Origin of the sequence: Sanguibacter keddieii DSM 10542, from assembly GCF_000024925.1 — a bacterium.
In the GTDB taxonomy this organism is placed as follows: Bacteria; Actinomycetota; Actinomycetes; order Actinomycetales; family Cellulomonadaceae; genus Sanguibacter; species Sanguibacter keddieii.
On record NC_013521.1, the window covers coordinates 1272533 to 1293432 of the forward strand.

The following is a 20900-nucleotide window of genomic DNA, read 5'->3' on the forward strand; positions in this document are numbered from 1 at the left end:
AGAACGGTCGTAAAAGGTAAAGTCGGCACCTTCGGTCTTGCCACCCCAGCCAAAGACGGACGGACGCGCGATGGACACCCTCAAGGCAGCCCTGATCGACCCGCTCAACGACTTCCTCTACACCTACCTGCTGATCTACGTGCTCGTGGGCCTCGGCATCTACTTCACGGTCCGCACCCGCGCGGTCCAGGTACGGCTCGCCAAGCACATGTGGCACGTGGTGGTCGTCTCCCGGGGTGACGCGCACGGAGGTATCTCGTCGTTCCAGGCGTTCTGCGTGGGGCTCGCGTCCCGTGTGGGGACCGGCAACATCGTCGGGGTGGCGATCGCGCTCACCCTCGGCGGGCCTGGGGCCATCTTCTGGATGTGGATGGTCGCCTTCATCGGCATGGCGACGGCCTTCGTGGAGGCGACGCTCGGACAGCTCTTCAAGGTCCGCAGCGCGGGTGGCACCTACCGCGGCGGCCCGGCGTACTACATCCAGCGGGGGCTCGGCTCGAAGGGTCTCGCGGTGCTCTTCGCCGTGCTGCTGATCTTCACCTTCGGCTTCGCGTTCAACATGGTCCAGGCGAACACCATCGCCGGTGTCCTCGAGGCCGAGCACGGCGTCGGCGTCGGCTGGACGGCGGCCCTCCTCGTGCTGCTCGCGGCACCGATCCTGTTCGGCGGGGTCCGGCGCATCGCCCGCATCTCAGCCGTGGTGCTGCCGGTGATGGCTGGTCTCTACGTGCTGCTCGCCGTGGTGATCATCGGGCTCAACATCGGCCAGGTGCCGGCCGCGGTGCGGATGATCGTCGACGGGGCGTTCGGCCTCGACGAGGCCGCGGCGGGCGTCGCGGGCGGCGTCTTCGCGGCGCTGATGAACGGCGTGCGGCGCGGGCTGTTCTCCAACGAGGCCGGGATGGGGTCGGCGCCCAACACCGCGGCGACCGCGACGGTCAGCCACCCGGTGAAGCAGGGGCTGGTGCAGTCGCTCGGCGTGTTCGTCGACACCATGATCGTGTGCTCGGCCACGGCGTTCATGATCCTGCTCGCCGGCCCGACGGTGTTCACGCCCGGTGTCACGACCGACGCCGCCGGGGCCACCCTCACGACGCTCGCCGTGACGACGGCCCTCGGGGCCTGGGCGACGCCGCTGATGACGATGCTCATCTTCGTCTTCGCCTTCACGTCGCTGTTCGGCAACTACGCCTACGTCGAGGTGAACCTCGCGTACCTCGGGATCCGCACGGCCTCGGGTGTGGCGGCGTTCCGCGTCCTGGTGCTGGCGGCGGTCGCCACCGGGTCGGTGCTCAGCCTCGAGGTGGTGTGGGACATCGCCGACATCGCGATGGCGGGCATGGCGCTCGTCAACCTCACGGCGTGCACGCTCCTGCTCCGGTGGGTGCTCGGTGCGCTCCGCGACTACGAGCACCGGATGCGGACCGGCACGCTCGACGAGAGGTTCGTCGGCCACGGCAACCGCTTCTTGCCGGGGGACCTGCCCGGCGCCGTCTGGGCGCCGAGGGTGACGGAGCGCGACCCGTCGCAGAACGGGCGCTGAGGTCAGCCGACGAGCAGCCGGTCGCAGGCCTCGACGATCCGCAGCCGCAGGGGTGCGCCGCGCTCGGCGAACTCCCGCTGGCGCCGCGCGTACTCCGCCTTGCCCTCGGGGGTCTCGATCATCACGGCCTCCTCACCGAAGCGGGAGACGTCGTAGGGAGAGGCCTGCATGTCGAGCAGGCGGATGTCGCGGGCGAGCTCGAAGCAGTCGAGCACGAGGTCGCTCGGCAGGGCCGGGACAAGCTTGTTGGTCCACTTGAACAGGTCCATGCCGGCGTGCAGGCAGCCGGGCTGCTCGAGGGCGGGCTGGTCGTCACGGGTGGGCTGCAGCCGGTTGAGCGGGACCGCCTCGGGCGTGAAGAACCGGAAGGCGTCGAAGTGCGTGCACCGGATCTGGTGCGACTCGACGACGGCGTCCGTCCCGGCAGCACCGAGGCGCAGCGGGAGCGTGTGCCGGGTGTCGTCGCCCTGGCGGTAGACCATCGCCCACTCGTGCAGCCCGAAGCACCCGACGTTCGTAGGGCGCCCCGCGGTCGCCGCGACGAGGGTGCGCACGTAGCGGACCGTCGACCCGCGGTCCGCGAGGAAGGTCGGGACGTCGACCGTGAGGCCGCCGTCCGGCGTGGGCTCGCACCAGCGCCACGTCGCCCGCTCCGCGAAGGCCTCGGTGCCGCCGGGCGCGTCGTGCAGCACCACGCCCGCTCCCGGGTGCCAGCGGCGCAGCTGGGCGGGACGCGTCGTGTAGTAGGTGAAGAGGAAGTCGTCGATCTCGTGCTTCTCGCCCGCGAGGCGGCGTGACCGCCAGCCTGCGGTGAGCGCGTCCGCGTGCTCGGCGTGCGCCGCGGCGAGCGGGGCCCACGTGTCGTGGGAGAGGGCGGTCTGGGTGAGCACGTCGGTCTATCCCTGCGTCGTGGTGCGGGCGTCGTCGGCCTCGGTCGCGTACGTCTCCATGGCCTGACGGACCTCGGCGAGCATGCGGGCGAGCCGCGCGACCTCCTCGTCGGAGTAGGGCGCGAGGACGGCGGTGACCCGCTCGCCGAGCGGGTCGAAGAAGCGCTCGGCCACCTCGTGCACCGTCGGGGTCGAGTGCAGCGTGACGAGCCGGCGGTCGGCGTGCCCCCGGCTGCGCTCGACGTGGTGCGCCGCCTCGAGCCGGTTGAGCAGGGTCGACGTGGCTCCGAAGCTCAGCCCGATGCGCTCGCTCAGGCGTGCGGGGGTGAGCGGGGTGCCGCGCTCCTCGGCGCCGAGGATCTCGACGAGGGCCGTCGCGTCCGTCGTGTGGAGCCCGGCCGTGGTCGCGAACTCGCGGCCGACCTGCGCGTAGGTGGCGCCGTAGGCGGTGAGCGCCTCGAGCAGCTGCTCCGTCGCCCGGCTCCCGCCGTCCTCCGGAGGGGCGCTCGCGGGGGCGTCGGCTCGGGTGGACATGCGGAGAGTCTATCGTGCCGTTATTATTTCATCATCAAATAACTTTGCGAGAGAAGAGTGTTCCATGGTCACGTCACGACGAGTCCTCGTCTCCGGCGCCAGCATCGCCGGTCCGGCCCTCGCCTGGTGGATGCAGCGCTACGGCTGGGAGGTCGTCGTCGTCGAGCGCGCCGACGAGCTGCGGACCGCCGGGCAGAACATCGACGTCCGAGGCGCTGGTCGCGAGGTCGCCCGGAAGATGGGCCTCGAGGACGCGATCCGGGCCTCCGGGACCGGTGAGCTCGGGACCCGGTTCGTCGGCCGCGACGGACGCACCCGGGCCGAGCTGCCCGCGGGCACCGGAGACACCGACGGCGCCACCGCCGAGCTCGAGATCCTCCGCGGCGAGCTCGCCCGGCTCCTCGTCGAGCACAGCCGTGAGACGACCGACTACAGGTTCGGCACCACGATCGCCGCGCTCGACGACCACGCGGACGGGATCGACGTCACCTTCGCCGACGGCCGCGAGGAGACCTTCGACGTGGTGGTCGCGGCCGACGGCATGCGGTCCCGCACCCGACGGCTCGTCGTCGGAGACCGCGCCCAGATCCAGCCGAAGGGCATGTACACCGCCTACCTCACCATCCCCAGGGTCGCCTCCGACACCGACTGGTGGCGCTGGTACTCCGCCCCGGGCGGGCGGTCGGTCACGCTGCGCCCCGACAACCTCGGCACCATCCGCGCGACGCTGTCCTTCCTCTCGCCGCCCCGCGGCTACGAAGACCTCGACGACCCCTCCCAGCGGGACCTCCTGAGCCGGCTCTTCGCCGACGCCGGCTGGGAGACGCCCCGCGTGCTCGACGGGCTGCGGCACGCCGACGAGTACTACTTCGAGCAGGTCGGGCAGGTGCACTCACCCACCTGGCACCAGGGACGTGCCGCCCTGGTCGGCGACGCGGCCTACTGCGCCTCGCCCGTGAGCGGCATGGGCACGAGCCTCGGGCTGACCGGCGCCTACGTGCTCGCGGGCGAGCTCGCCGCGCACGTCGACCACCGCGACGCCTTCGCGGGCTACGAGCGGATCATGCGACCGTACGTCGACCAGGCGCAGGACCTCCCGCCAGGGACGCCGCGCCTGGCCAACCCGCGGACCCGGGCCGGCATCGCCGCGCTCCACGGGGTCCTCGCGCTCGCGGCCACGCCCGTCGGGCGGTCGGTCGGCGCACGGCTGTTCCGTCCGCCGGCCGACCGCATCGAGCTCCCCGACTACTCGCACCTCGAGCGAGCGACGGACTGAGGCTCAGAACAGCGCGATCTTGTCCGGCCTCGGGAAGATCGCGTCGAGCTCGGCGAGGTCCTCGGCGGACAGCGGGTGCACCGCGGCGGCGTTCTGCTCGACCTGCTCGGGGCGCGTGGCGCCGGCGATGACCGACGAGACGACGGGCTGGGCGGCGAGCCACGAGAACGCGACCTGCACCTCGGTGAGACCACGCTCGGCGGCGAAGGCCGAGTACCTCTCGAGGGCCTCCCACGGCGCGGACTCGAGCAGCGCCGGCTTGGAGTGCGTCAGGCGCCCGTCGGCGGGTCCGCCGTCGCGGCTGTACTTGCCGGTGAGCAGGCCGTTGGCGAGCGGGAAGTAGGGCAGCACGCCCAGGCCGAAGGCCTCGGCGGCCGGGACGACCTCGAGCTCGGCGCGGCGGTCGATGATGTTGTAGTGGTTCTGGCTCGACACGAAGCGCTCGGTCCCGAGCTGGCGGGCGAGGAGCTCGGCCTCGGCGATCTGCCACCCGGCGCGGTTCGAGTGCCCCACGTACCGGACCTTGCCGCTGGTCACGAGGGAGTCCAGGGCGGCCAGCGTCTCCTCGACCGGGGTGCCGGGGTCCGGGGTGTGGAACTGGTACAGGTCGATGTAGTCGGTGCCGAGCCGGCGCAGCGACGCCTCGACCGAGGCCAGGATGTAGCGGCGCGAACCGCGCGCACCGTGGTCCGGCCCGTTGGCGCCGCGGACGTCCATGCCGAACTTGGTGGCCACGACGGCCTCGTCGCGACGGTCGCCGAGAGCCTTGCCGAGGTACTCCTCGGAGCGCCCGGGCTCTGCGCCGTAGACGTCGGCGACGTCGAAGAGCGTGATCCCGGCGTCGAGCGCGGCGTTGACGACGGCGGTGCTGCCCTCGAGCGACTCGGTCGCACAGTGCTGGCGCCCGAGGTTGTTGCAGCCGAGCCCGACGACGGAGACGGTCAGCCCAGAGCGGCCCAGATGACGGTGGTCGATCGTAGAAGTCATACCCGCGAACGTACGCGCCGGACGGTCGGCGGACCACACGACGACCACCCTCGCCGGACGGCTGGTCCCACCATCCGAGAACCATGTCTCAGATGTGTCACGGCACCCCTACCGTCGTACACATGACACAGCACAGCGCGGAGCGCACCGAGGCGCCGACCGATTCCCACCGCGAGGCGCCCACAGGCACCCACGGCAGCGAGCAGTCCCGCGAGTCCGAGTCGTACACGCACGGCCACCACGAGTCGGTCCTGCGCTCGCACCGGTCGCGGACGGCCGCGAACTCCGCGGCGCACCTCGTCCCGCTGCTCCGCGACGACATGACCCTCCTCGACGTCGGGTGCGGCCCGGGCACGGTGACGGTCGACCTCGCGCGCCTCGTCGAGCGCGTCGTCGGCGTCGACGCCGCGACCCCCGTCCTCGACAGCGCGCGCGAGCTCGCCGAGTCCACGGGGACCACCAACGTGACCTTCGAGTACGCCAACGCGTACGAGCTGCCCTTCGACGACGACACCTTCGACGTGGTGCACGCCCACCAGCTGCTGCAGCACCTGTCGGACCCGATCGCCGCGATCCGCGAGATGCGCCGGGTCACCAAGCCCGGTGGCATCGTCGCCGCGCGCGACGCCGACTACAGCGCCATGACCTGGTACCCGGACTCCGCCGGTCTCACCGAGTGGAACACGCTGTACCACGAGGTCACCGCCGCCTACGGCTACCAGGCCGACGCCGGGCGCCGGCTCCTCAGCTGGTTCCAGGAGGCCGGCTTCACCCCCGAGTCGCTCACCGGGTCGGCCGGGGTCTGGTGCTACGCCAGCCCCGAGTCCCGCGAGTGGTGGGGCGGCCTGTGGGCCGAGCGCTGCATCGAGTCGAACTTCGCCGTGCAGGCCAAGGACGCCGGCCTCGCCGACGACGTCGCCCTCGAGGAGCTGGCGCACGAGTGGCGCCGCTGGGCCGACCAGCCCGACGGCTGGTTCTCGGTCCTCAACGGCGAGATCCTCGCCCGGGCCTGAGGCGCGTAGGCTCTCGACGTGCGTATCGCGAGATTCACCACTGGTGACGACCCCCGCTTCGGATTTGTCCAGACCGAGAACGGCAAGGACTACCTCGCCGTCCTCAACGGCGACCCGCTCTACATGCCCGTGAACCCCACGGGTGAGCGGATCGAGATCGGCGACGGCGTGCGCCTGCTCGCGCCCGTCATCCCGCGCTCCAAGATCGTGGGAGTAGGCCGCAACTACGCCGACCACGCGAAGGAGATGGGCAACGAGGTCCCCACGAGCCCGCTGCTGTTCTTCAAGCCGAACACCGCGGTGATCGGCCCGGACGACCCCATCGTGCTCCCCGACTTCACCGACGAGGTGAGCTACGAGTCCGAGCTGGCCGTGGTCATCGGGCGGATCACCAAGGACGTCACCCCCGAGCGCGCGCTCGAGCACGTCCTCGGCTACACCGTCGCGAACGACGTCACGGCCCGCGACGCCCAGCGCACCGACGGCCAGTGGGCCCGCGCCAAGGGCTTCGACTCGTCGTGCCCCGTCGGCCCGTGGATCGAGACCGAGCTCGACACCGACATGCTCGGCGTCTCGTCGCGCGTCAACGGCGAGACCCGCCAGGACGGCAACACCCGCGACCTCGTCTTCGACATCGCGTTCCTCGTCTCGTACATCTCCGAGGCCTTCACGCTGCTCCCCGGCGACCTCATCCTCACGGGCACGCCGGCGGGCGTCGGCCCGATCGTCGCGGGCGACCGCGTCGAGTGCGAGGTCGAGGGCATCGGCGTGCTGAGCAACCCGGTCGTCCGTCGGAACGGATGAGCCACCCGCCGGCGCAGCCACGACCCGCGTCTGCCGCCGGTCCGACGTTCCGCCACGCCCCGAGGGGCGGGCGGACGGCGGTCGTGGTGCTGTCGGTGCTCGGCCTCGGCACGGCCGCGATGCTCGTGCTCCTCGCCCTCGGGCGGGGCGCCGAGCCTCAGCCCGTGGCGCTCCGCGCGGCCTTCGGAGTGGTCGGCGCGATCATCGCCGTCGGCGCCCTCGGGCTGCTGGCGACGCTGCGTCACGCGGGCAGGTCGGGGTTCGACGTCGGACCGGCCGGGATCGAGGTCCGGGCCGGCGGACGCACGGAGCAGGTGCTGTGGTCCGAGGTCGCGGCCGTCCGGTTCCGCGTGTACCTCGACCGTGTCGTCACGCCGGTCGACCTCGTCGACCGTCAGTCGTACCCCCGCCTCGAGCTCGCGCTCCACGACAGCGACGCCTCCGAGGCCGCCCACCCGCTGCTGCGACGGCTCCGCTCGTCCGGCACCACCGCTGAGGGGTACACGCACGGCCTCGACGTGGGCACCGGGCCGTTCTTCCCGCGGGCCGGGATCGAGCGGCACCTGCCCGAGCTCCAGCAGACGCTGTGGGCCGTCGCCGGCCCGCGGTACCAGGGGGCGAGCGTCGAGAAGCGCTGGTTCAGCAGCCGACGACGCTGAGCCGCGCTGCGGAGCACGTGCCACCCCCTGGTGACCGGGGCCGGGTGCGGGACCCGTCTGCCGGCGGACTGGGTAGGCTGGGAGGGTCGCCACGCGACCCCAGCTCCCCGATCTGAAACCCAGGTGTGTACGTGTCCGTCGAGACCACCCCCGCAGCCGTCGCCACGCCCTCGGGCAGCGCCGTCCGCGTCCGCTTCTGCCCGTCGCCGACCGGGACCCCGCACGTGGGGCTCATCCGGACCGCCCTGTTCAACTGGGCCTACGCGCGGCACACGGGCGGGACCTTCGTGTTCCGCATCGAGGACACGGACGCCGAGCGCGACTCGGAGGAGAGCTACCAGCAGCTCCTCGACGCGCTGCGCTGGCTCGGGCTCGACTGGGACGAGGGCATCGAGGTCGGCGGCCCGCACGAGCCGTACCGTCAGTCCCAGCGCAGCGACATCTACCAGGACGTCATCCGTCGCCTCGTCGAGGGCGGCTACGCCTACGAGTCCTTCACCACGCCCGAGGAGACCGAGGCGCGCAACGTCGCTGCCGGCCGCCCCAAGGTCATGGGCTACGACGGCTTCGACCGCGACCTCACCGACGAGCAGAAGGCGGGCTTCCGGGCCGAGGGCCGTGAGCCCGTCCTGCGCCTGCGCATGCCCGACGAGGACGTGACCGTCACCGACCTCGTCCGCGGCGACGTGACCTTCAAGGCCGGCACCGTCCCCGACTACGTCATCGTCCGCGCCAACGGCCAGCCGCTGTACACGCTGGTCAACCCGGTCGACGACGCGCTCATGGAGATCACGCACGTGCTGCGCGGCGAGGACCTGCTGTCCTCCACGCCCCGCCAGGTGGTGCTGTACCGGGCGCTGCTCGAGATCGGCGTCGCTAAGGTCGTGCCGGCCTTCGGGCACCTGCCGTACGTCATGGGCGAGGGCAACAAGAAGCTGTCCAAGCGCGACCCCGAGTCCAACCTCTTCCTGCACCGCGAGCGCGGCTTCACTCCCGAGGGCCTGCTCAACTACCTCGCGCTGCTCGGCTGGAGCATCTCGGCCGACAACGACATCTTCACGGTCGACGAGCTCGTCGCGGCCTTCGACGTCGCCGACGTGCTGCCGAACCCGGCGCGCTTCGACGTGAAGAAGGCGGAGGCGATCAACGCGACGCACCTGCGCCGCCTCGACGGCGACGACTTCCGCAACCGTCTGGTGCCGTACCTGCACGCGGCGGGCCTGGTCCCGGCCGACTCGTACGCCGACCTCGCTCCCGAGGTCCAGGCGCTGCTGGACGCCGGTGCGCCGCTGGTCCAGGAGCGCATGACGCTCCTCGGCGAGGCCCCCGGGATGCTCGGCTTCCTGTTCGTGGCCGACGACGCCGTCGTGGTCGAGGAGGCTGCTCGGACGGCGCTCCGCGAGGAGGCCGCCGAGGTCCTCGACCGTTCGATCGCGACCCTCGAGGCGCTCGAGGACTTCGGCCCGACCGCGCAGCAGGACGCCCTCAAGGCCGAGCTGGTCGAGGCGATGGGGGTCAAGCCCAAGTTCGCCTTCGCGCCGCTGCGCGTCGCGATCACGGGGCGCCGTGTGTCGCCGCCGCTGTTCGAGTCGATGGAGATCCTGGGCAAGGAGCGTTCCCTCGTCCGTCTGCGTGCGCTGCGGGCCTCTCTGTGACGGGTGACCTCGGCGTGACCGGCGTGACCGACGGCCGTGCTCCGGAGGCTCTGCCGACGGCGCAGGTGCTCTTCGACGGTCGGGGTCCGCTCGACGGCGTCCTGTTCGACATCGACGACACCCTCGTCAACACCCGTGCCGCCTTCGGTGCGGCGATGGACGGGATCGCCCGGGTCTACCTCTCGCACCTGCCCGCCGAGCGGCTCGGCGAGGTGCTGGCGCTGTGGCGCCGGGACCCCGACGGTCACTACCGCTCGTACACGCGCGGCGAGGTGACGCTCGACGAGCAGCGTCGCCGTCGTGCGAACCAGCTGCAGGAGGCCTTCGGTGCGCCGCCCCTCACGGAGGAGGAGTTCGTCGCCTGGGACGAGGTCTTCGACGCCTCGTACCGGGCGGGCTGGGCTGCGCACGACGACGCGGTCGACGCGGTCGCTGCCGTGTCGGCCCTCGGCCTGCGGGTCGGGGCGCTGTCCAACGCGACGACCGAGCACCAGCTGCCCAAGCTCGAGGCGACGGGGCTCGGGCACGTGCCGATGCTCGTCGGGCTCGACACCTTCGGCTTCGGCAAGCCCGACCCGCGGGTGTTCCTCGAGGCCTGCGCCCGGCTCGGCACGGACCCGGCGCGCACGCTCTACGTCGGTGACGAGCTCGACCTCGACGCGCGGGCCGCGGTGCGTGCCGGGCTGTTCGGCGCGTGGCTCGACCGTCCGGGCACCCGTCGCGGGGGAGTGCACCAGGAGGACCCGCTGGCCGCGTCGGCCGACGGTGTCGTGGTGCTGCAGGGGCTCGACGAGCTCACCGGGTACCTGAAGACCGTCTGACGGCCGTGCGCCCGGCCTCGTCGGGTCGGGTGCACGCAGCTCTCACCCCTGCCGTGCGGTGACCGTCGCGGCGATGCGCCGGGTAGGTGCTGACATCTCCGCGCCCTCGCGCCAGACCATGCGCAGGCGACGTCCCAGGTCGAGCCCGGGGACGTCGAGACGCACGAGCGAGCCGCGGCTCACGTCGTCGGCGACGGCGAGCTCGGACAGCACGGTGACCGAGTCGGAGATGCGGACGCTCGCGCTGAGCGCGGCGCTCGACCCGAGGCTCGGCAGGTGGTCGGGCAGGCTCTCGCCCATGCGGGCGAGGGCACGCTCGAAGATGTCGCGCGTCCCCGAGCCGGGCTCGCGCACCACGAGCCGGGCGCCGAGCAGCTCGGTGACGGTGACGGTGCGCCGGCGACGTTGTGCCCACGGGTGCTGGGAGCCGACGACGACCGCCAGGCTGTCGTGCTGCACGGTGCGGGACCGCAGGCCGCGGCGGACGGTCGAGCCCTCGACGAACCCGAGGTCGGCCTCGCCGGAGAGCACGAGCTCCATGACGTCCTGGGAGTTGCGGACCGCGAGCTCGACCTCGGGACGGTCGTGCGAGGACTCGTCCGGCGAGGTCCCGTCCGCCAGCAGGGCGAGCCAGCGGGGGACCAGGTGCTCGGCGACCGTCATGCTCGCGGCGAGCCGGACGCGGTGCGCGGGACCTTCGCGGAGCGCGGCGGCGGCCCGTTCGAGGGCGTCCGAGGCGTCGAGGACCGAGCGGGCCCACACGGCGAACGCGCGGCCGGTCTCGGTGAGCTGGCTGCCCCGGCTCGACCGGGCGACGATGTCCAGCCCGAGGGAGCGCTCGAGCCGGCGGAGGGTGGCCGACGCGCTCGGCTGCGAGATGCCCAGGACGCGCGCCGCGGCGCTGATCGAGCCGTGCGTGTCGGTGGCGACGAGCACGTCGAGCGCGGCGAGCGAGGTCCGGGGTGAGGTGCTGGCGCGGTCCACGCTGCGATCCTAGACCTCAGAGGGCTCGGGCATAGCCCGCGGCTATGGCGCGAGAGCGAACCGGACGTTCCGCGAGACGCCCCGGCGCAGCAGGGTTGCTCGGGTGAACCTCCCGCCCGGACTCTCCCGTGCCCTCCCCGGGCTGCTGCTCGTCGCCGTCGCCGCCGCGGCGAGCCTGGTGCTCGCCCCGGCGATCACCTCGCTGACCGGTGTGGTCGCCTCCCCGCTCGTCGTCGCTCTCGTGGCCGGCGCCCTGCTGGGCTCGCTGCGCGCCGTCCCCGGGGTGGCCTGGGCCGGGGTCGGCTGGGCGCGGACGCACGTCCTGCGTGCCGGGGTCGTGCTGCTCGGGCTCCAGCTGTCCCTCGGGCAGCTCGTCGGCCTCGGGTGGCGCGGGCTGCTCGTGGTCCTCGCGACCGTCGTGTGCACCTTCGCCGTGACCCTGCGGGTCGGGCAGGCCCTCCGGGTCGACGCCCTCACGCGACTGTACGTGGCGACCGGCTTCTCGATCTGCGGGGCTGCCGCGATCGCCGCGATGAGCGGCACCGTCGGTGCGCGGACGACGACGGGACCCTCCGCGGCCCGCGCGGACAGCGACGCCGTCGGGACCGCCCTGGCCCTCGTGACGCTCTACGGGACGCTCGCCGTGCTCGTGCTCCCGTGGTTCGTCCGGACGCTCGGTCTCACCGACGCCCAGGCGGGCCTGCTCGTCGGGGCGAGCGTCCAGGAGGTCGGCCAGGTGGTCGCGGCAGCCGGAGGGGTCTCGGCAGCGGCCCTGGCGGCGGCGACGGTCGCCAAGCTCGCCCGCGTCGTCCTGCTGGCGCCGCTGACCGCCGCCGTGGCGGCGCGCGACCGCAGCAGGGTCCGGGCCGGGAGCGCCGCAGCGCCCGGAGCGCCGGCAGGCGACCCCGTGGGCCCCGAGGGCGCACGTCGCTCCGTGGCGCCCCTGGTCCCCGGCTTCGTGCTGGCCTTCCTGGTGGCCGTCCTCGTCCGGTCGTCGGGGCTGGTGCCCGACGGGCTGCTCTCGGCCGCACAGGCGCTGCAGCAGGTTCTCCTCACCGCGGCGATGGTCGCGCTCGGCGCAGGCGTCGACCTGCCGCGCCTGGTCCGCAGCGGCGGGAGGCCCCTGGTGCTCGGCGCCGTCTCGACGCTCGTGGCCGTCGGGACCGCGACCGCCGGGACGATGCTGCTCACCTGAGGAGGGTGGGGTGGCTCAGGGGGCCGCGGTGCGACCTTGGACCACGAGGACCAGCTGGTCGGTCTCGACGCTCAGGTAGGCGGTGGCGTGCCAGTACGGGGTGCTCACGGCGCGGTCGAGCGCCAGGCTGGTCTGGAGGTCGCCGAGCGGCACGTCGCCGGCGAGCTCGTCGACGACGTCCGGCCGCTCGCGTGCCGGTCCGGTCGAGTACGCGGCCGCGAGGTCGTCCGCACGCCCCTCGGGGAGGGTGACGACGGCGTCCATCCAGGTGGGTGCGGGCTGGTCGGCGGCCGTCTGGCCCTCCACCCAGCCGCTGTACCAGACCGCGGACCGGCCGATGGCGAGCGCCGGCATGCGGTCGGTGAGCGACGTGAGGTCGGTGCGCCGGACGCCGTCGCCCTCCTTGGACTCTCTCGACATGGTCTGCGCGGCGGCCCAGACCCCGGCCCCCGCCAGCACGGCGGCGACGGTGGCCAGCGCGACCAGGCGACGACGCCCGGGCAGCGCAGGGCGTCGGCCTGCAGGCGCGGTCGCCTGGCCGTCCTGCGTGGGGGTCTGGGTGTCTGTCTCGTCCATGAGCTCTCAGGAGGTGTGGGGCTGCGGCTCTCGTCGTGCGAGGCCGTGCCGGTCGTCGACCACCCAACTTACCGCGCCGCGGCACCGTGTGCCGCCCTTTCTGGCACGCGAGCACCAGATGTGCGCGTCACAGCGTGTCGGCGGGTCGAGGAGAGGCGGGGCAGCCTCGTCGCCTCAGCGCACCGAGGAGTCCCAGCGCCACCGGTCACGGCGTGGCACGCCCGGCAGGGCGATGCGCCCGGTGCACCACAGCAGGGCGGCCTCCGGGCGGGTGCGGGGTGCCTCCTGGAACAGGCGGGCGACCGCTCGGCCCGCTGGGCCCGCCGGGAGCGGGAGGGAGGAGGCCGGGCCCACGTCGACGCCGAGGCCTCGCCCCACGTCGTACCCGTGCACGAGCAGCTCGACGACGCCCATGGCCGCGAAGCCGCACGCGTCGGACGTCCCGTGCGGGTGGAAGGCGCGGGCGGAGGGCGCCGACGTGCGCACCTGGGAGGCGAGCAGCACGGCGAGCCCCTCGACCGAGTCCGCCAGACCCTCGGGACCGGCGGAGGGGTCGACGCGCACGATGTCGTCCCCGCCGTCGGCGGCGAGGAGCGGCAGGTAGTCCTCCGACGCCCCGGAGGCGAGCTGGAGCGCGTACGCGAGCATGTCGTCGCCGACGTGCTCGGCGGTGCGCCAGCACGACCACTCCACGTCACCCGCGGGTGCGTCGAGCGCCGCGGAGGTCGCCCCGCGCACGAGGGCGGAGAACCACCGGGCCGACTCGAGGACGTCGTCGGCGTCGGAGGGGCGGTCTGCGGGTGCTGGTGCGACGAGGTGCACGTCGTCGAGCGGTGAGTCGTCCGGTGAGTGGTCCTGTGGATGGTCCATGACACAGGACCGTGCCACGGATCGACCCGGCGGTCTACGTCAGAACGGCCTGGATCCGCAGGATCTCGGGCTTCACGGGGTGCGGTTTGGCGTAGCCCCAGAGGTCGGGTAATGTTCTGGATCGGCGGAGCCCACCGGTACGGAACGCGAGAGCGGGAAGTCAGCGGGGGTCGCTTCTCCTTGGGCTATGGTGTAATTGGCAACACATCGGTTTCTGGTACCGACATTCTAGGTTCGAGTCCTGGTAGCCCAGCGCAGAGTTCGATCACATGATCGGGTGTCACAAGCACTCAGAACATGCGGTAGAGTTCTCACTCGGAAGTACAGAAGCCGGTCGCAAGACCAGCGGAAACGCTTCTTAGGCCCCCATCGTCTAGCGGCCTAGGACGCCGCCCTCTCACGGCGGTAACACGGGTTCAAATCCCGTTGGGGGTACCACGCAAGGCCCGGTCAGGGAAACCTGACCGGGCCTTCGTCGTTCCCGGGGACGACGCCGGTGAAGACACCGACATCGTGCCGGCCAGCCCGCATGTCGCAGACGTCACACCTCCCTCGCCGAGGTGCCCCGCCGCCCGCCGAGGTCGCACCTCTGGCACCCAGGTCGCATCCCTGACCGGGACACGCCGAGCCTGGGGAGTGGTCTGGCGTGTCTGTGCGACCTCGCGGGCTGGGGTGCGACTGAGGCCCGGCGCGCGGTGCGTGCCGGGCCTCGGGGCCAGGGGGAGGAGGGGCGGGGGAGGGCTACTCGCCGGAGCGGCGCAGCACCTCGGTGAGGCGGTTGGCTGCTGCCACGACGGAGCCGGCGTGCAGGCGTCCGGGCTGGCGGCTCAGGCGCTCGACGGGCCCAGAGATGGACACGGCCGCGACGATGCGCCCCGACGGCCCGCGCACGGGGGCGGAGACCGACGCGACGCCGACCTCGCGCTCGGACACCGACTGTGCCCAGCCGCGGCGGCGGACGCCGGACAGGATGGTCGCGGTGAACTTGGCGCCCTGGAGCCCGCGGTGCAGACGGTCCGGCTCCTCCCACGCGAGCAGGATCTGCGCGGCAGACCCGGCGTGCATGGTGAGGGTCGCCCCCACGGGGATGGAGTCGCGCAGGCCGACCGGGCGCTCGGCGGCGGCCACGCAGATGCGCTGGTCGCCCTGGCGGCGGTACAGCTGGGCGCTCTCGCCCGTGTGGTCGCGCAGCGCGGTCAGCACGGGGTTCGCGGCGGCGAGCAGGCGGTCCTCGCCGGCGGCCGTGGCGAGCTCGTTGAGGCGCGGGCCGAGCACGAACCTGCCCTGCATGTCGCGGGTGACGAGGCGGTGGTGCTCGAGCGCCACGGCCAGGCGATGGGCCGTGGGGCGGGCCAGGCGGGTGGCCGCGACGAGCTGTGCGAGGGTGGCCGGGCCTGCCTCGAGAGCACCCAAAACGGATGCTGCCTTGTCGAGCACTCCGACTCCGCTAGAATTGTCCATAGGTCGATATTGCAGTCTCGAAGGCTGAGATGCAAGCGGCCTGACCGAAAGCCCCCAAAGACGCACGCGTCGCCCGGCCGGTGCAGACCGGCGCGACTGTGCACGAGAGGAACTGTGATGGCCGGCACGCTGGCGGAGAAGGTTTGGGACGCCCATCTGGTGCGTCGAGGAAGCGACGGAGCGCCTGACCTCCTCTACATCGACCTGCACCTCGTGCACGAGGTCACGAGCCCGCAGGCCTTCGAGGGCCTGCGCCTGGCGGGGCGTCCCGTCCGCCGCCCGGACCTCACGATCGCGACCGAGGACCACAACACGCCGACGCTCAACATCGACCTGCCGATCGCGGACCTCACCAGCCGCACGCAGATCGACACCCTCCGCAACAACGCGAAGGAGTTCGGCGTCCGCATCCACTCGCTCGGCGACGCCGACCAGGGGATCGTCCACGTGGTCGGGCCGCAGCTCGGCCTCACCATGCCCGGCCTCACCGTCGTCTGCGGGGACTCGCACACCTCGACGCACGGTGCCTTCGGAGCGCTCGCCTTCGGCATCGGGACCAGCGAGGTCGAGCACGTCCTCGCCACGCAGACCCTCCCGCTCGCCCCCTTCAAGACGATGGCGATCACCGTCGACGGCGCCCTCCCCGAGGGCAGCACGGCGAAGGACATCATCCTCGCGGTCATCGCCAAGATCGGGACCGGCGGCGGTCAGGGCTACGTGCTCGAGTACCGCGGCGAGGCCATCCGGTCGCTCTCCATGGAGGGCCGCATGACCATCTGCAACATGTCGATCGAGGCCGGCGCCCGCGCCGGCATGATCGCCCCCGACGAGACCACCTTCGAGTACCTCAAGGGCCGCCCCCACGCCCCCGAGGGAGCCGACTGGGACGCCGCCGTCGAGTACTGGAAGACCCTGCGCACGGACGACGACGCGACCTTCGACACCGAGGTGGTCCTCGAGGCCGCCGACCTCGAGCCCTTCGTCACCTGGGGCACCAACCCCGGCCAGGGCCTCCCGCTCTCGGCCAACGTCCCGGTCCCCTCGGAGATCGCCGACGAGAACGAGCGCGTCACCGCCGAGCGCGCGATCGAGTACATGGGCCTCAACCCGGGGACCCCGCTGCGCGACATCGCGATCGACACGGTCTTCATCGGCTCCTGCACCAACGGCCGCATCGAGGACCTCCGAGCCGTCGCCGAGATCGTCGAGGGCAAGAAGAAGGCGGACACCCTCCGCGTCCTCGTCGTCCCCGGCTCGGCGCGCGTGCGCCTGCAGGCCGAGGCCGAAGGGCTCGACAAGGTGTTCCTCGACTTCGGTGCCGAGTGGCGCAACGCCGGCTGCTCGATGTGCCTGGGCATGAACCCGGACCAGCTGGCCCCGGGCGAGCGCTCCGCGTCGACGTCCAACCGCAACTTCGAGGGTCGGCAGGGCAAGGGCGGGCGCACGCACCTCGTGTCGCCGCTCGTCGCCGCAGCCACCGCGATCCGCGGGACGCTGTCCTCGCCGTCCGACCTCGCCCAGGACGCGGCCGGCGCCGACGCCCTGCAGCCCGCCTGACCGCCCCCTGAGGTTTCTGGAGTCATCATGGAGAAGTTCGCAACGCACACCGGTGTGGGCGTCCCGCTGCGCCGCAGCAACGTCGACACCGACCAGATCATCCCCGCCGTCTACCTCAAGCGCGTGACCCGCACGGGCTTCGAGGACGCGCTCTTCGCCGCCTGGCGCGGCGACGAGTCCTTCGTGCTCAACCAGCCCGCGTACACGAGCGGGTCCGTGCTCGTGGCCGGGCCGGACTTCGGCACCGGGTCCTCCCGCGAGCACGCGGTGTGGGCGCTCAAGGACTACGGCTTCAAGGCGGTCCTCTCCGCCCGCTTCGCCGACATCTTCCGCGGCAACTCCGGCAAGCAGGGCCTGCTCGCCGCCCAGCTCGCCCAGGAGGACATCGAGCTGCTGTGGAAGGTCCTCGAGACCAAGCCGGGCACCGAGGTCACCGTGAACCTCGTCGACCGCACGGCCTCCGCGGACGACGTCGTCGTGCCCTTCCAGGTGGACGACTACACCCGCTGGCGCCTCATGGAGGGCCTCGACGACATCGGCCTGACCCTCCAGCACGAGGCCGAGATCACCGAGTTCGAGGAGTCGCGCGCCGCGTGGCGCCCGAAGACGCTCCCGGCCAAGCACCTCCCGCCCGTCGAGATCGAGGCGGCGCGCCCCGTCTCCTGACGACGCAGCCCGCGCACGACGCGCACCGCACGACGACGGGGCCACCTGGACGACCAGGTGGCCCCGTCGCCGTGCTCCGTCATGCGTGAAGACACCGTGCACGTACCCCGCTCCGTTAGGAGCTCTGCCGAGCGATAGGCGACCATAGCGTCATGACAGATCTGCTCTCCGTCGACGGCGGCAACCCGCTGAACGGAACCATCACCGTCCGCGGTGCGAAGAACTTCGTCTCCAAGGCCATGGTCGCCTCGCTCCTCGGCGAAGGCCCCAGCGAGCTGCGCAACGTCCCCGAGATCCGCGACGTCAAGGTTGTCTCCGGTCTCCTCGAGCTCCACGGCGTCTCGGTCGACTACGACGTCCCGGCCGGTGTGCTCCGGCTCGACCCGAGCAACGTCGAGTCCGCCCACGTGGCCGACATCGACGCGCACGCCGGCTCGAGCCGCATCCCGATCCTCTTCTGCGGACCGCTGCTGCACCGCCTCGGTGAGGCCTTCATCCCCGACCTCGGCGGCTGCCGCATCGGCGACCGGCCGATCAACTACCACCTCGACATCCTGCGCCAGTTCGGCGCCCAGGTGGACAAGCGCGAGCAGGGCATCCACCTCACCGCCCCGAACGGCCTGCGCGGCACCAAGATCACGCTGCCGTACCCGAGCGTCGGCGCGACCGAGCAGCTGCTGCTCACCGCCGTGCGCGCCGAGGGCATCACCGAGCTGTCCAACGCGGCCATCGAGCCCGAGATCATGGACCTCATCAACGTCTTGCAGAAGATGGGCGCGATCATCTCGGTCGACACCGACCGCGTGATCCGGATCGAGGGCGTCTCCAAGCTGTCCGGGTACCGCCACACGGCGCTCGGCGACCGCATCGAGGCCTCCTCGTGGGCCTCCGCCGCGCTCGCCACCCAGGGCGACATCTTCGTCAAGGGCGCGACGCAGCCGGAGATGACCGCGTTCCTCAACACCTTCCGCAAGGTCGGCGGCGAGTTCGAGGTCGAGGACGACGGCATCCGGTTCTTCCACCCCGGTGGCGAGCTCCGGTCGATCGTCCTCGAGACCGACGTGCACCCCGGCTTCATGACGGACTGGCAGCAGCCGCTCGTCGTGGCGCTCACCCAGGCCAAGGGCCTGTCGATCGTCCACGAGACCGTCTACGAGAACCGCTTCGGGTTCACCGACGCGCTGCGCGGCATGGGTGCCAACATCCAGGTCTACAAGGAGTGCCTCGGCGGACGGCCCTGCCGTTTCGGCCAGCGGAACTTCTACCACTCCGCCGTGATCTCCGGCCCGACGCCGCTCGCCGCGGCCGACATCGAGGTCCCGGACCTGCGCGGAGGCTTCAGCCACCTCATCGCGGCCCTCGCCGCGAAGGGCACCTCGAAGGTCCGCGGCATCACGCTCATCGACCGCGGCTACGAGCGCTTCACCGAGAAGCTCGAGGCGCTCGGCGCGGAGTTCTCGCGCAGCTGACGAGCAGCCGACCGCCCGCCGGGACGTGGTGTCCTGGCGGGCGGTAGCCTTGCCCGGTGACATCAGAGAGCGCGTCCACAGGCACGGGGAAGTCCTTCACCTACCGGCTGGCAGCAGGCATCCTCAAGCCGCTCCTGGCCGTCGTCGGCACTAAGGACTGGCAGGGCACCGAGCACCTCCCCACGAGCGGTGGGTACATCGCCGCGGCGAACCACATGACCAACCTCGACCCGCTGACCTTCGCGCACTTCGTGTACGACTCCTCGCGGCCGCCCCGCATCCTCGCCAAGGCGTCGCTGTGGAAGATCCCGGTCCTCAAGGGGATCCTCGACCGCACCGGCATGATCCCCGTGCACCGCGGCACGTCGGGAGCCGCCTCGTCGCTCGCCGACGCGGTCCGCCAGCTCGAGGCCGGGGAGTGCGTCGCGGTGTTCCCCGAGGGCACCCTCACGCGTGACCCCGACCTGTGGCCGATGGTCGGCAAGACCGGCGCGGCACGTCTCGCCCTGAGCAGCGGGGTGCCCGTGATACCGGTCGCGCAGTGGGGGCCGCAGCTGATCCTCCCGCAGTACTCCAAGCGTCTGCACCCCTTCCCCCGCAAGAAGGTCTCGATCCACGCCGGCCCGCCCGTCGACCTCTCGGACCTCCGGGGGCGTCCGCAGGACTCCGCGGTCCTCACCGAGGCCACCGAGCGCATCATGGCGGCCATCACCGCTCTCCTCGAGGAGATCCGCGGCGAGAAGGCCCCCGCGGTCCGCTACGACATGCGCAAGGCCGCGCGAGCGCAGAAGGTCGGGCCCACCGCCGACGCCGCGCCTGCTGCTGACCCGACCGACGAGCTCGTCCCGGACGTCGCACCCGGCACCGCGACCCCTGACACCACGACCGAGGAAGACGCCCGATGATCGCCGCAGTCCTCGGCTCGGGTGCCTGGGGCACCACCTTCGCGCAGGTCCTCGCCGACGCCGGCTGCACCGTGCGGCTGTGGGGGCGCAACCAGGACGTGGCCCTCCAGATCACGACGGAGCACGTCAACGGCCGCTACCTCCCGGGGATCGAGCTGCCCGAGTCGGTGACCGCCACGACCGACGTGGCCGCAGCCCTCGACGGCGTCGACCTCGTGGTCGTGGCCATCCCGTCGCAGAGCGCCCGCGCGACCCTCGAGCCGCTGCGCGACCTCGTGCCCGCCGGCGCCGTGGCCGTCTCCCTCATGAAGGGCGTCGAGCTGAGCACCGACCGCCGCATGAGCGAGGTGGTCGCCGAGTCGCTCGCGATCGACGCCGGTCGCGTGGCCGTCGTCTCGGGGCCGAACCTCGCCGGCGAGATCGCCCGTCGCCAGCCGACCGCCACGGTCGTCTCGTCGAGCGACCCGCAGACGGCCGCGCTCGTCGCGAGGGCGTGCTCCTCCGGGTACTTCCGCCCGTACACGAACGCCGACGTGGTCGGCGTCGAGCTGTGCGGCGCCGTGAAGAACGTCATCGCCCTCGCCGTGGGCATGGCCCAGGGGCGCGGCTTCGGCTACAACACGACGGCCACGGTCATCACCCGCGGTCTGGCGGAGATCAGCCGGCTCGGGCTCGCGCTCGGCGCCGACGCCGAGACCTTCCCCGGGCTTGCCGGGATGGGCGACCTCATGGCCACCTGCGCGTCACCGTCCTCGCGCAACCACACGCTCGGCAAGCACGTGGGCCAGGGCATGACGCTCGAGGACGCGATCACCGCCACGGGCGGGACGGCCGAGGGCGTGAAGTCCTGCCGCTCGGTCCTCGAGCTCGCCCGTTCCGTCGGCGTCGAGATGCCCATCACCGAGGCCGTGGTCGGCGTGCTGCACGGCGGCCTGCCGGTCGACGACATCGCCCGCGGGCTCCTCGCCCGCCCGCAGCGCTCAGAGGGCGTCCGCGGGGACGCCTGAGGCGCACGGCGTCACGGGGGTCTCAGAC

20 protein-coding genes and 2 tRNA genes are annotated in these 20900 nt (G+C 72.3%); 15 read left to right on the forward strand and 7 right to left on the reverse strand.

Features of this window, described 5'->3' with window-relative positions:
* Positions 1-70 precede the first annotated feature (70 nt).
* On the forward strand, positions 71-1543 hold the full coding sequence (locus SKED_RS05350) for an alanine/glycine:cation symporter family protein (protein ID WP_012866108.1): 1473 nt from the start codon (positions 71-73) through the stop codon (positions 1541-1543).
* A gap of 2 nt (positions 1544-1545) precedes the next feature.
* On the opposite strand, the gene SKED_RS05355 is transcribed toward SKED_RS05350, so the two are convergent.
* On the reverse strand, positions 1546-2433 hold the full coding sequence (locus SKED_RS05355) for a hypothetical protein (protein WP_012866109.1): 888 nt from the start codon (positions 2431-2433) through the stop codon (positions 1546-1548).
* 6 nt (positions 2434-2439) lie between these two features.
* Positions 2440-2967 (reverse strand): MarR family winged helix-turn-helix transcriptional regulator, encoded by a 528-nt coding sequence (locus SKED_RS05360; protein ID WP_012866110.1) that lies wholly within the window; start codon positions 2965-2967, stop codon positions 2440-2442.
* A gap of 64 nt (positions 2968-3031) precedes the next feature.
* Here SKED_RS05360 and SKED_RS05365 point away from each other — a divergent pair, with 64 nt between their 5' ends.
* Entirely contained in the window at positions 3032-4243 is a 1212-nt protein-coding gene (locus tag SKED_RS05365; protein WP_012866111.1) for an FAD-dependent monooxygenase, read from the forward strand.
* A 3-nt stretch (positions 4244-4246) separates the two neighbouring features.
* Here SKED_RS05365 and SKED_RS05370 read toward each other — a convergent pair whose 3' ends face one another.
* Positions 4247-5230 (reverse strand): aldo/keto reductase, encoded by a 984-nt coding sequence (locus SKED_RS05370; RefSeq protein WP_012866112.1) that lies wholly within the window; start codon positions 5228-5230, stop codon positions 4247-4249.
* A 122-nt stretch (positions 5231-5352) separates the two neighbouring features.
* On the opposite strand from SKED_RS05370, the gene SKED_RS05375 reads away from it, so the two are divergent.
* The 5 genes from SKED_RS05375 to SKED_RS05395 all read left to right on the forward strand — a co-directional run bounded on the left by SKED_RS05375 (position 5353) and on the right by SKED_RS05395 (position 10182).
* Positions 5353-6243 (forward strand): class I SAM-dependent methyltransferase, encoded by an 891-nt coding sequence (locus tag SKED_RS05375; RefSeq protein ID WP_012866113.1) that lies wholly within the window; start codon positions 5353-5355, stop codon positions 6241-6243.
* Between the two features lie 18 nt (positions 6244-6261).
* Complete coding sequence (locus SKED_RS05380) at positions 6262-7047, forward strand: fumarylacetoacetate hydrolase family protein (RefSeq protein WP_012866114.1); 786 nt, start codon at positions 6262-6264, stop codon at positions 7045-7047.
* Complete coding sequence (locus SKED_RS05385) at positions 7044-7706, forward strand: PH domain-containing protein (protein WP_012866115.1); 663 nt, start codon at positions 7044-7046, stop codon at positions 7704-7706. The genes SKED_RS05380 and SKED_RS05385 overlap by 4 nt, the downstream gene beginning before the upstream one ends.
* A 125-nt stretch (positions 7707-7831) precedes the next feature.
* The gene (gltX, locus tag SKED_RS05390; protein WP_012866116.1) at positions 7832-9361 is read left to right on the forward strand and encodes a glutamate--tRNA ligase; all 1530 of its coding nucleotides are present in this window, start codon (positions 7832-7834) and stop codon (positions 9359-9361) included.
* Between the two features lie 14 nt (positions 9362-9375).
* Positions 9376-10182 (forward strand): HAD family hydrolase, encoded by an 807-nt coding sequence (locus SKED_RS05395; RefSeq protein WP_245534609.1) that lies wholly within the window; start codon positions 9376-9378, stop codon positions 10180-10182.
* A 42-nt stretch (positions 10183-10224) separates the two neighbouring features.
* Here the strand turns inward: SKED_RS05395 and SKED_RS05400 are convergent, their stop codons facing one another.
* Positions 10225-11166 carry a LysR family transcriptional regulator gene (locus SKED_RS05400; protein WP_012866118.1) on the reverse strand — a complete coding sequence of 314 codons (942 nt, stop codon included), beginning with the start codon at positions 11164-11166 and terminating at the stop codon, positions 10225-10227.
* 103 nt (positions 11167-11269) lie between these two features.
* Between SKED_RS05400 and SKED_RS05405 the strand changes: the two genes are divergently transcribed.
* Complete coding sequence (locus SKED_RS05405) at positions 11270-12361, forward strand: YeiH family protein (RefSeq protein WP_012866119.1); 1092 nt, start codon at positions 11270-11272, stop codon at positions 12359-12361.
* A 15-nt stretch (positions 12362-12376) separates the two neighbouring features.
* Here the strand turns inward: SKED_RS05405 and SKED_RS20420 are convergent, their stop codons facing one another.
* Both SKED_RS20420 and SKED_RS05415 read right to left on the reverse strand, forming a co-directional pair.
* Positions 12377-12937 (reverse strand): hypothetical protein, encoded by a 561-nt coding sequence (locus SKED_RS20420; RefSeq protein ID WP_012866120.1) that lies wholly within the window; start codon positions 12935-12937, stop codon positions 12377-12379.
* A gap of 174 nt (positions 12938-13111) precedes the next feature.
* Positions 13112-13807, reverse strand: coding sequence for a maleylpyruvate isomerase N-terminal domain-containing protein (locus SKED_RS05415; RefSeq protein ID WP_012866121.1), 696 nt, complete (start codon positions 13805-13807; stop codon positions 13112-13114).
* A gap of 181 nt (positions 13808-13988) precedes the next feature.
* Between SKED_RS05415 and SKED_RS05420 the strand changes: the two genes are divergently transcribed.
* Positions 13989-14060: transfer RNA gene (locus SKED_RS05420), tRNA-Gln, on the forward strand.
* 109 nt (positions 14061-14169) lie between these two features.
* Positions 14170-14245 (forward strand) — tRNA-Glu (locus SKED_RS05425).
* 303 nt (positions 14246-14548) lie between these two features.
* On the opposite strand, the gene SKED_RS05430 is transcribed toward SKED_RS05425, so the two are convergent.
* Positions 14549-15268: an IclR family transcriptional regulator gene (locus SKED_RS05430; RefSeq protein WP_012866122.1), complete on the reverse strand. Its 720-nt coding sequence runs from the start codon at positions 15266-15268 to the stop codon at positions 14549-14551.
* 117 nt (positions 15269-15385) lie between these two features.
* Between SKED_RS05430 and leuC the strand changes: the two genes are divergently transcribed.
* The 5 genes from leuC to SKED_RS05455 all read left to right on the forward strand — a co-directional run bounded on the left by leuC (position 15386) and on the right by SKED_RS05455 (position 20872).
* Positions 15386-16825, forward strand: a complete 1440-nt coding sequence (gene leuC, locus SKED_RS05435; protein ID WP_012866123.1) for a 3-isopropylmalate dehydratase large subunit — start codon at positions 15386-15388, stop codon at positions 16823-16825.
* A gap of 27 nt (positions 16826-16852) precedes the next feature.
* The gene (gene leuD, locus SKED_RS05440) at positions 16853-17491 is read left to right on the forward strand and encodes a 3-isopropylmalate dehydratase small subunit (protein WP_012866124.1); all 639 of its coding nucleotides are present in this window, start codon (positions 16853-16855) and stop codon (positions 17489-17491) included.
* Between the two features lie 152 nt (positions 17492-17643).
* Positions 17644-18960, forward strand: coding sequence for a UDP-N-acetylglucosamine 1-carboxyvinyltransferase (murA, locus tag SKED_RS05445; protein WP_012866125.1), 1317 nt, complete (start codon positions 17644-17646; stop codon positions 18958-18960).
* Positions 18961-19016: 56 nt separating this feature from the next.
* Positions 19017-19865, forward strand: a complete 849-nt coding sequence (locus tag SKED_RS05450; RefSeq protein WP_012866126.1) for a lysophospholipid acyltransferase family protein — start codon at positions 19017-19019, stop codon at positions 19863-19865.
* Complete coding sequence (locus SKED_RS05455) at positions 19862-20872, forward strand: NAD(P)H-dependent glycerol-3-phosphate dehydrogenase (RefSeq protein WP_012866127.1); 1011 nt, start codon at positions 19862-19864, stop codon at positions 20870-20872. The genes SKED_RS05450 and SKED_RS05455 overlap by 4 nt, the downstream gene beginning before the upstream one ends.
* Positions 20873-20900 lie beyond the last annotated feature (28 nt).

What these genes read in the sequence shown, in the direction of transcription:
- SKED_RS05350 (WP_012866108.1), top strand. Translation starts at nt 71, where the DNA reads ATGGACACCCTCAAGGCAGCCCTGATCGACCCGCTCAACGACTTCCTC.
- SKED_RS05415 (WP_012866121.1), bottom strand. Translation starts at nt 13,807, where the DNA reads ATGGACCATCCACAGGACCACTCACCGGACGACTCACCGCTCGACGAC.
- SKED_RS05385 (WP_012866115.1), top strand. Translation starts at nt 7,044, where the DNA reads ATGAGCCACCCGCCGGCGCAGCCACGACCCGCGTCTGCCGCCGGTCCG.
- leuD (WP_012866124.1), top strand. Translation starts at nt 16,853, where the DNA reads ATGGAGAAGTTCGCAACGCACACCGGTGTGGGCGTCCCGCTGCGCCGC.
- SKED_RS05365 (WP_012866111.1), top strand. Translation starts at nt 3,032, where the DNA reads ATGGTCACGTCACGACGAGTCCTCGTCTCCGGCGCCAGCATCGCCGGT.
- SKED_RS20420 (WP_012866120.1), bottom strand. Translation starts at nt 12,937, where the DNA reads ATGGACGAGACAGACACCCAGACCCCCACGCAGGACGGCCAGGCGACC.
- SKED_RS05360 (WP_012866110.1), bottom strand. Translation starts at nt 2,967, where the DNA reads ATGTCCACCCGAGCCGACGCCCCCGCGAGCGCCCCTCCGGAGGACGGC.
- SKED_RS05430 (WP_012866122.1), bottom strand. Translation starts at nt 15,268, where the DNA reads ATGGACAATTCTAGCGGAGTCGGAGTGCTCGACAAGGCAGCATCCGTT.
- murA (WP_012866125.1), top strand. Translation starts at nt 17,644, where the DNA reads ATGACAGATCTGCTCTCCGTCGACGGCGGCAACCCGCTGAACGGAACC.
- SKED_RS05375 (WP_012866113.1), top strand. Translation starts at nt 5,353, where the DNA reads ATGACACAGCACAGCGCGGAGCGCACCGAGGCGCCGACCGATTCCCAC.
- SKED_RS05455 (WP_012866127.1), top strand. Translation starts at nt 19,862, where the DNA reads ATGATCGCCGCAGTCCTCGGCTCGGGTGCCTGGGGCACCACCTTCGCG.
- SKED_RS05370 (WP_012866112.1), bottom strand. Translation starts at nt 5,230, where the DNA reads ATGACTTCTACGATCGACCACCGTCATCTGGGCCGCTCTGGGCTGACC.
- leuC (WP_012866123.1), top strand. Translation starts at nt 15,386, where the DNA reads ATGGCCGGCACGCTGGCGGAGAAGGTTTGGGACGCCCATCTGGTGCGT.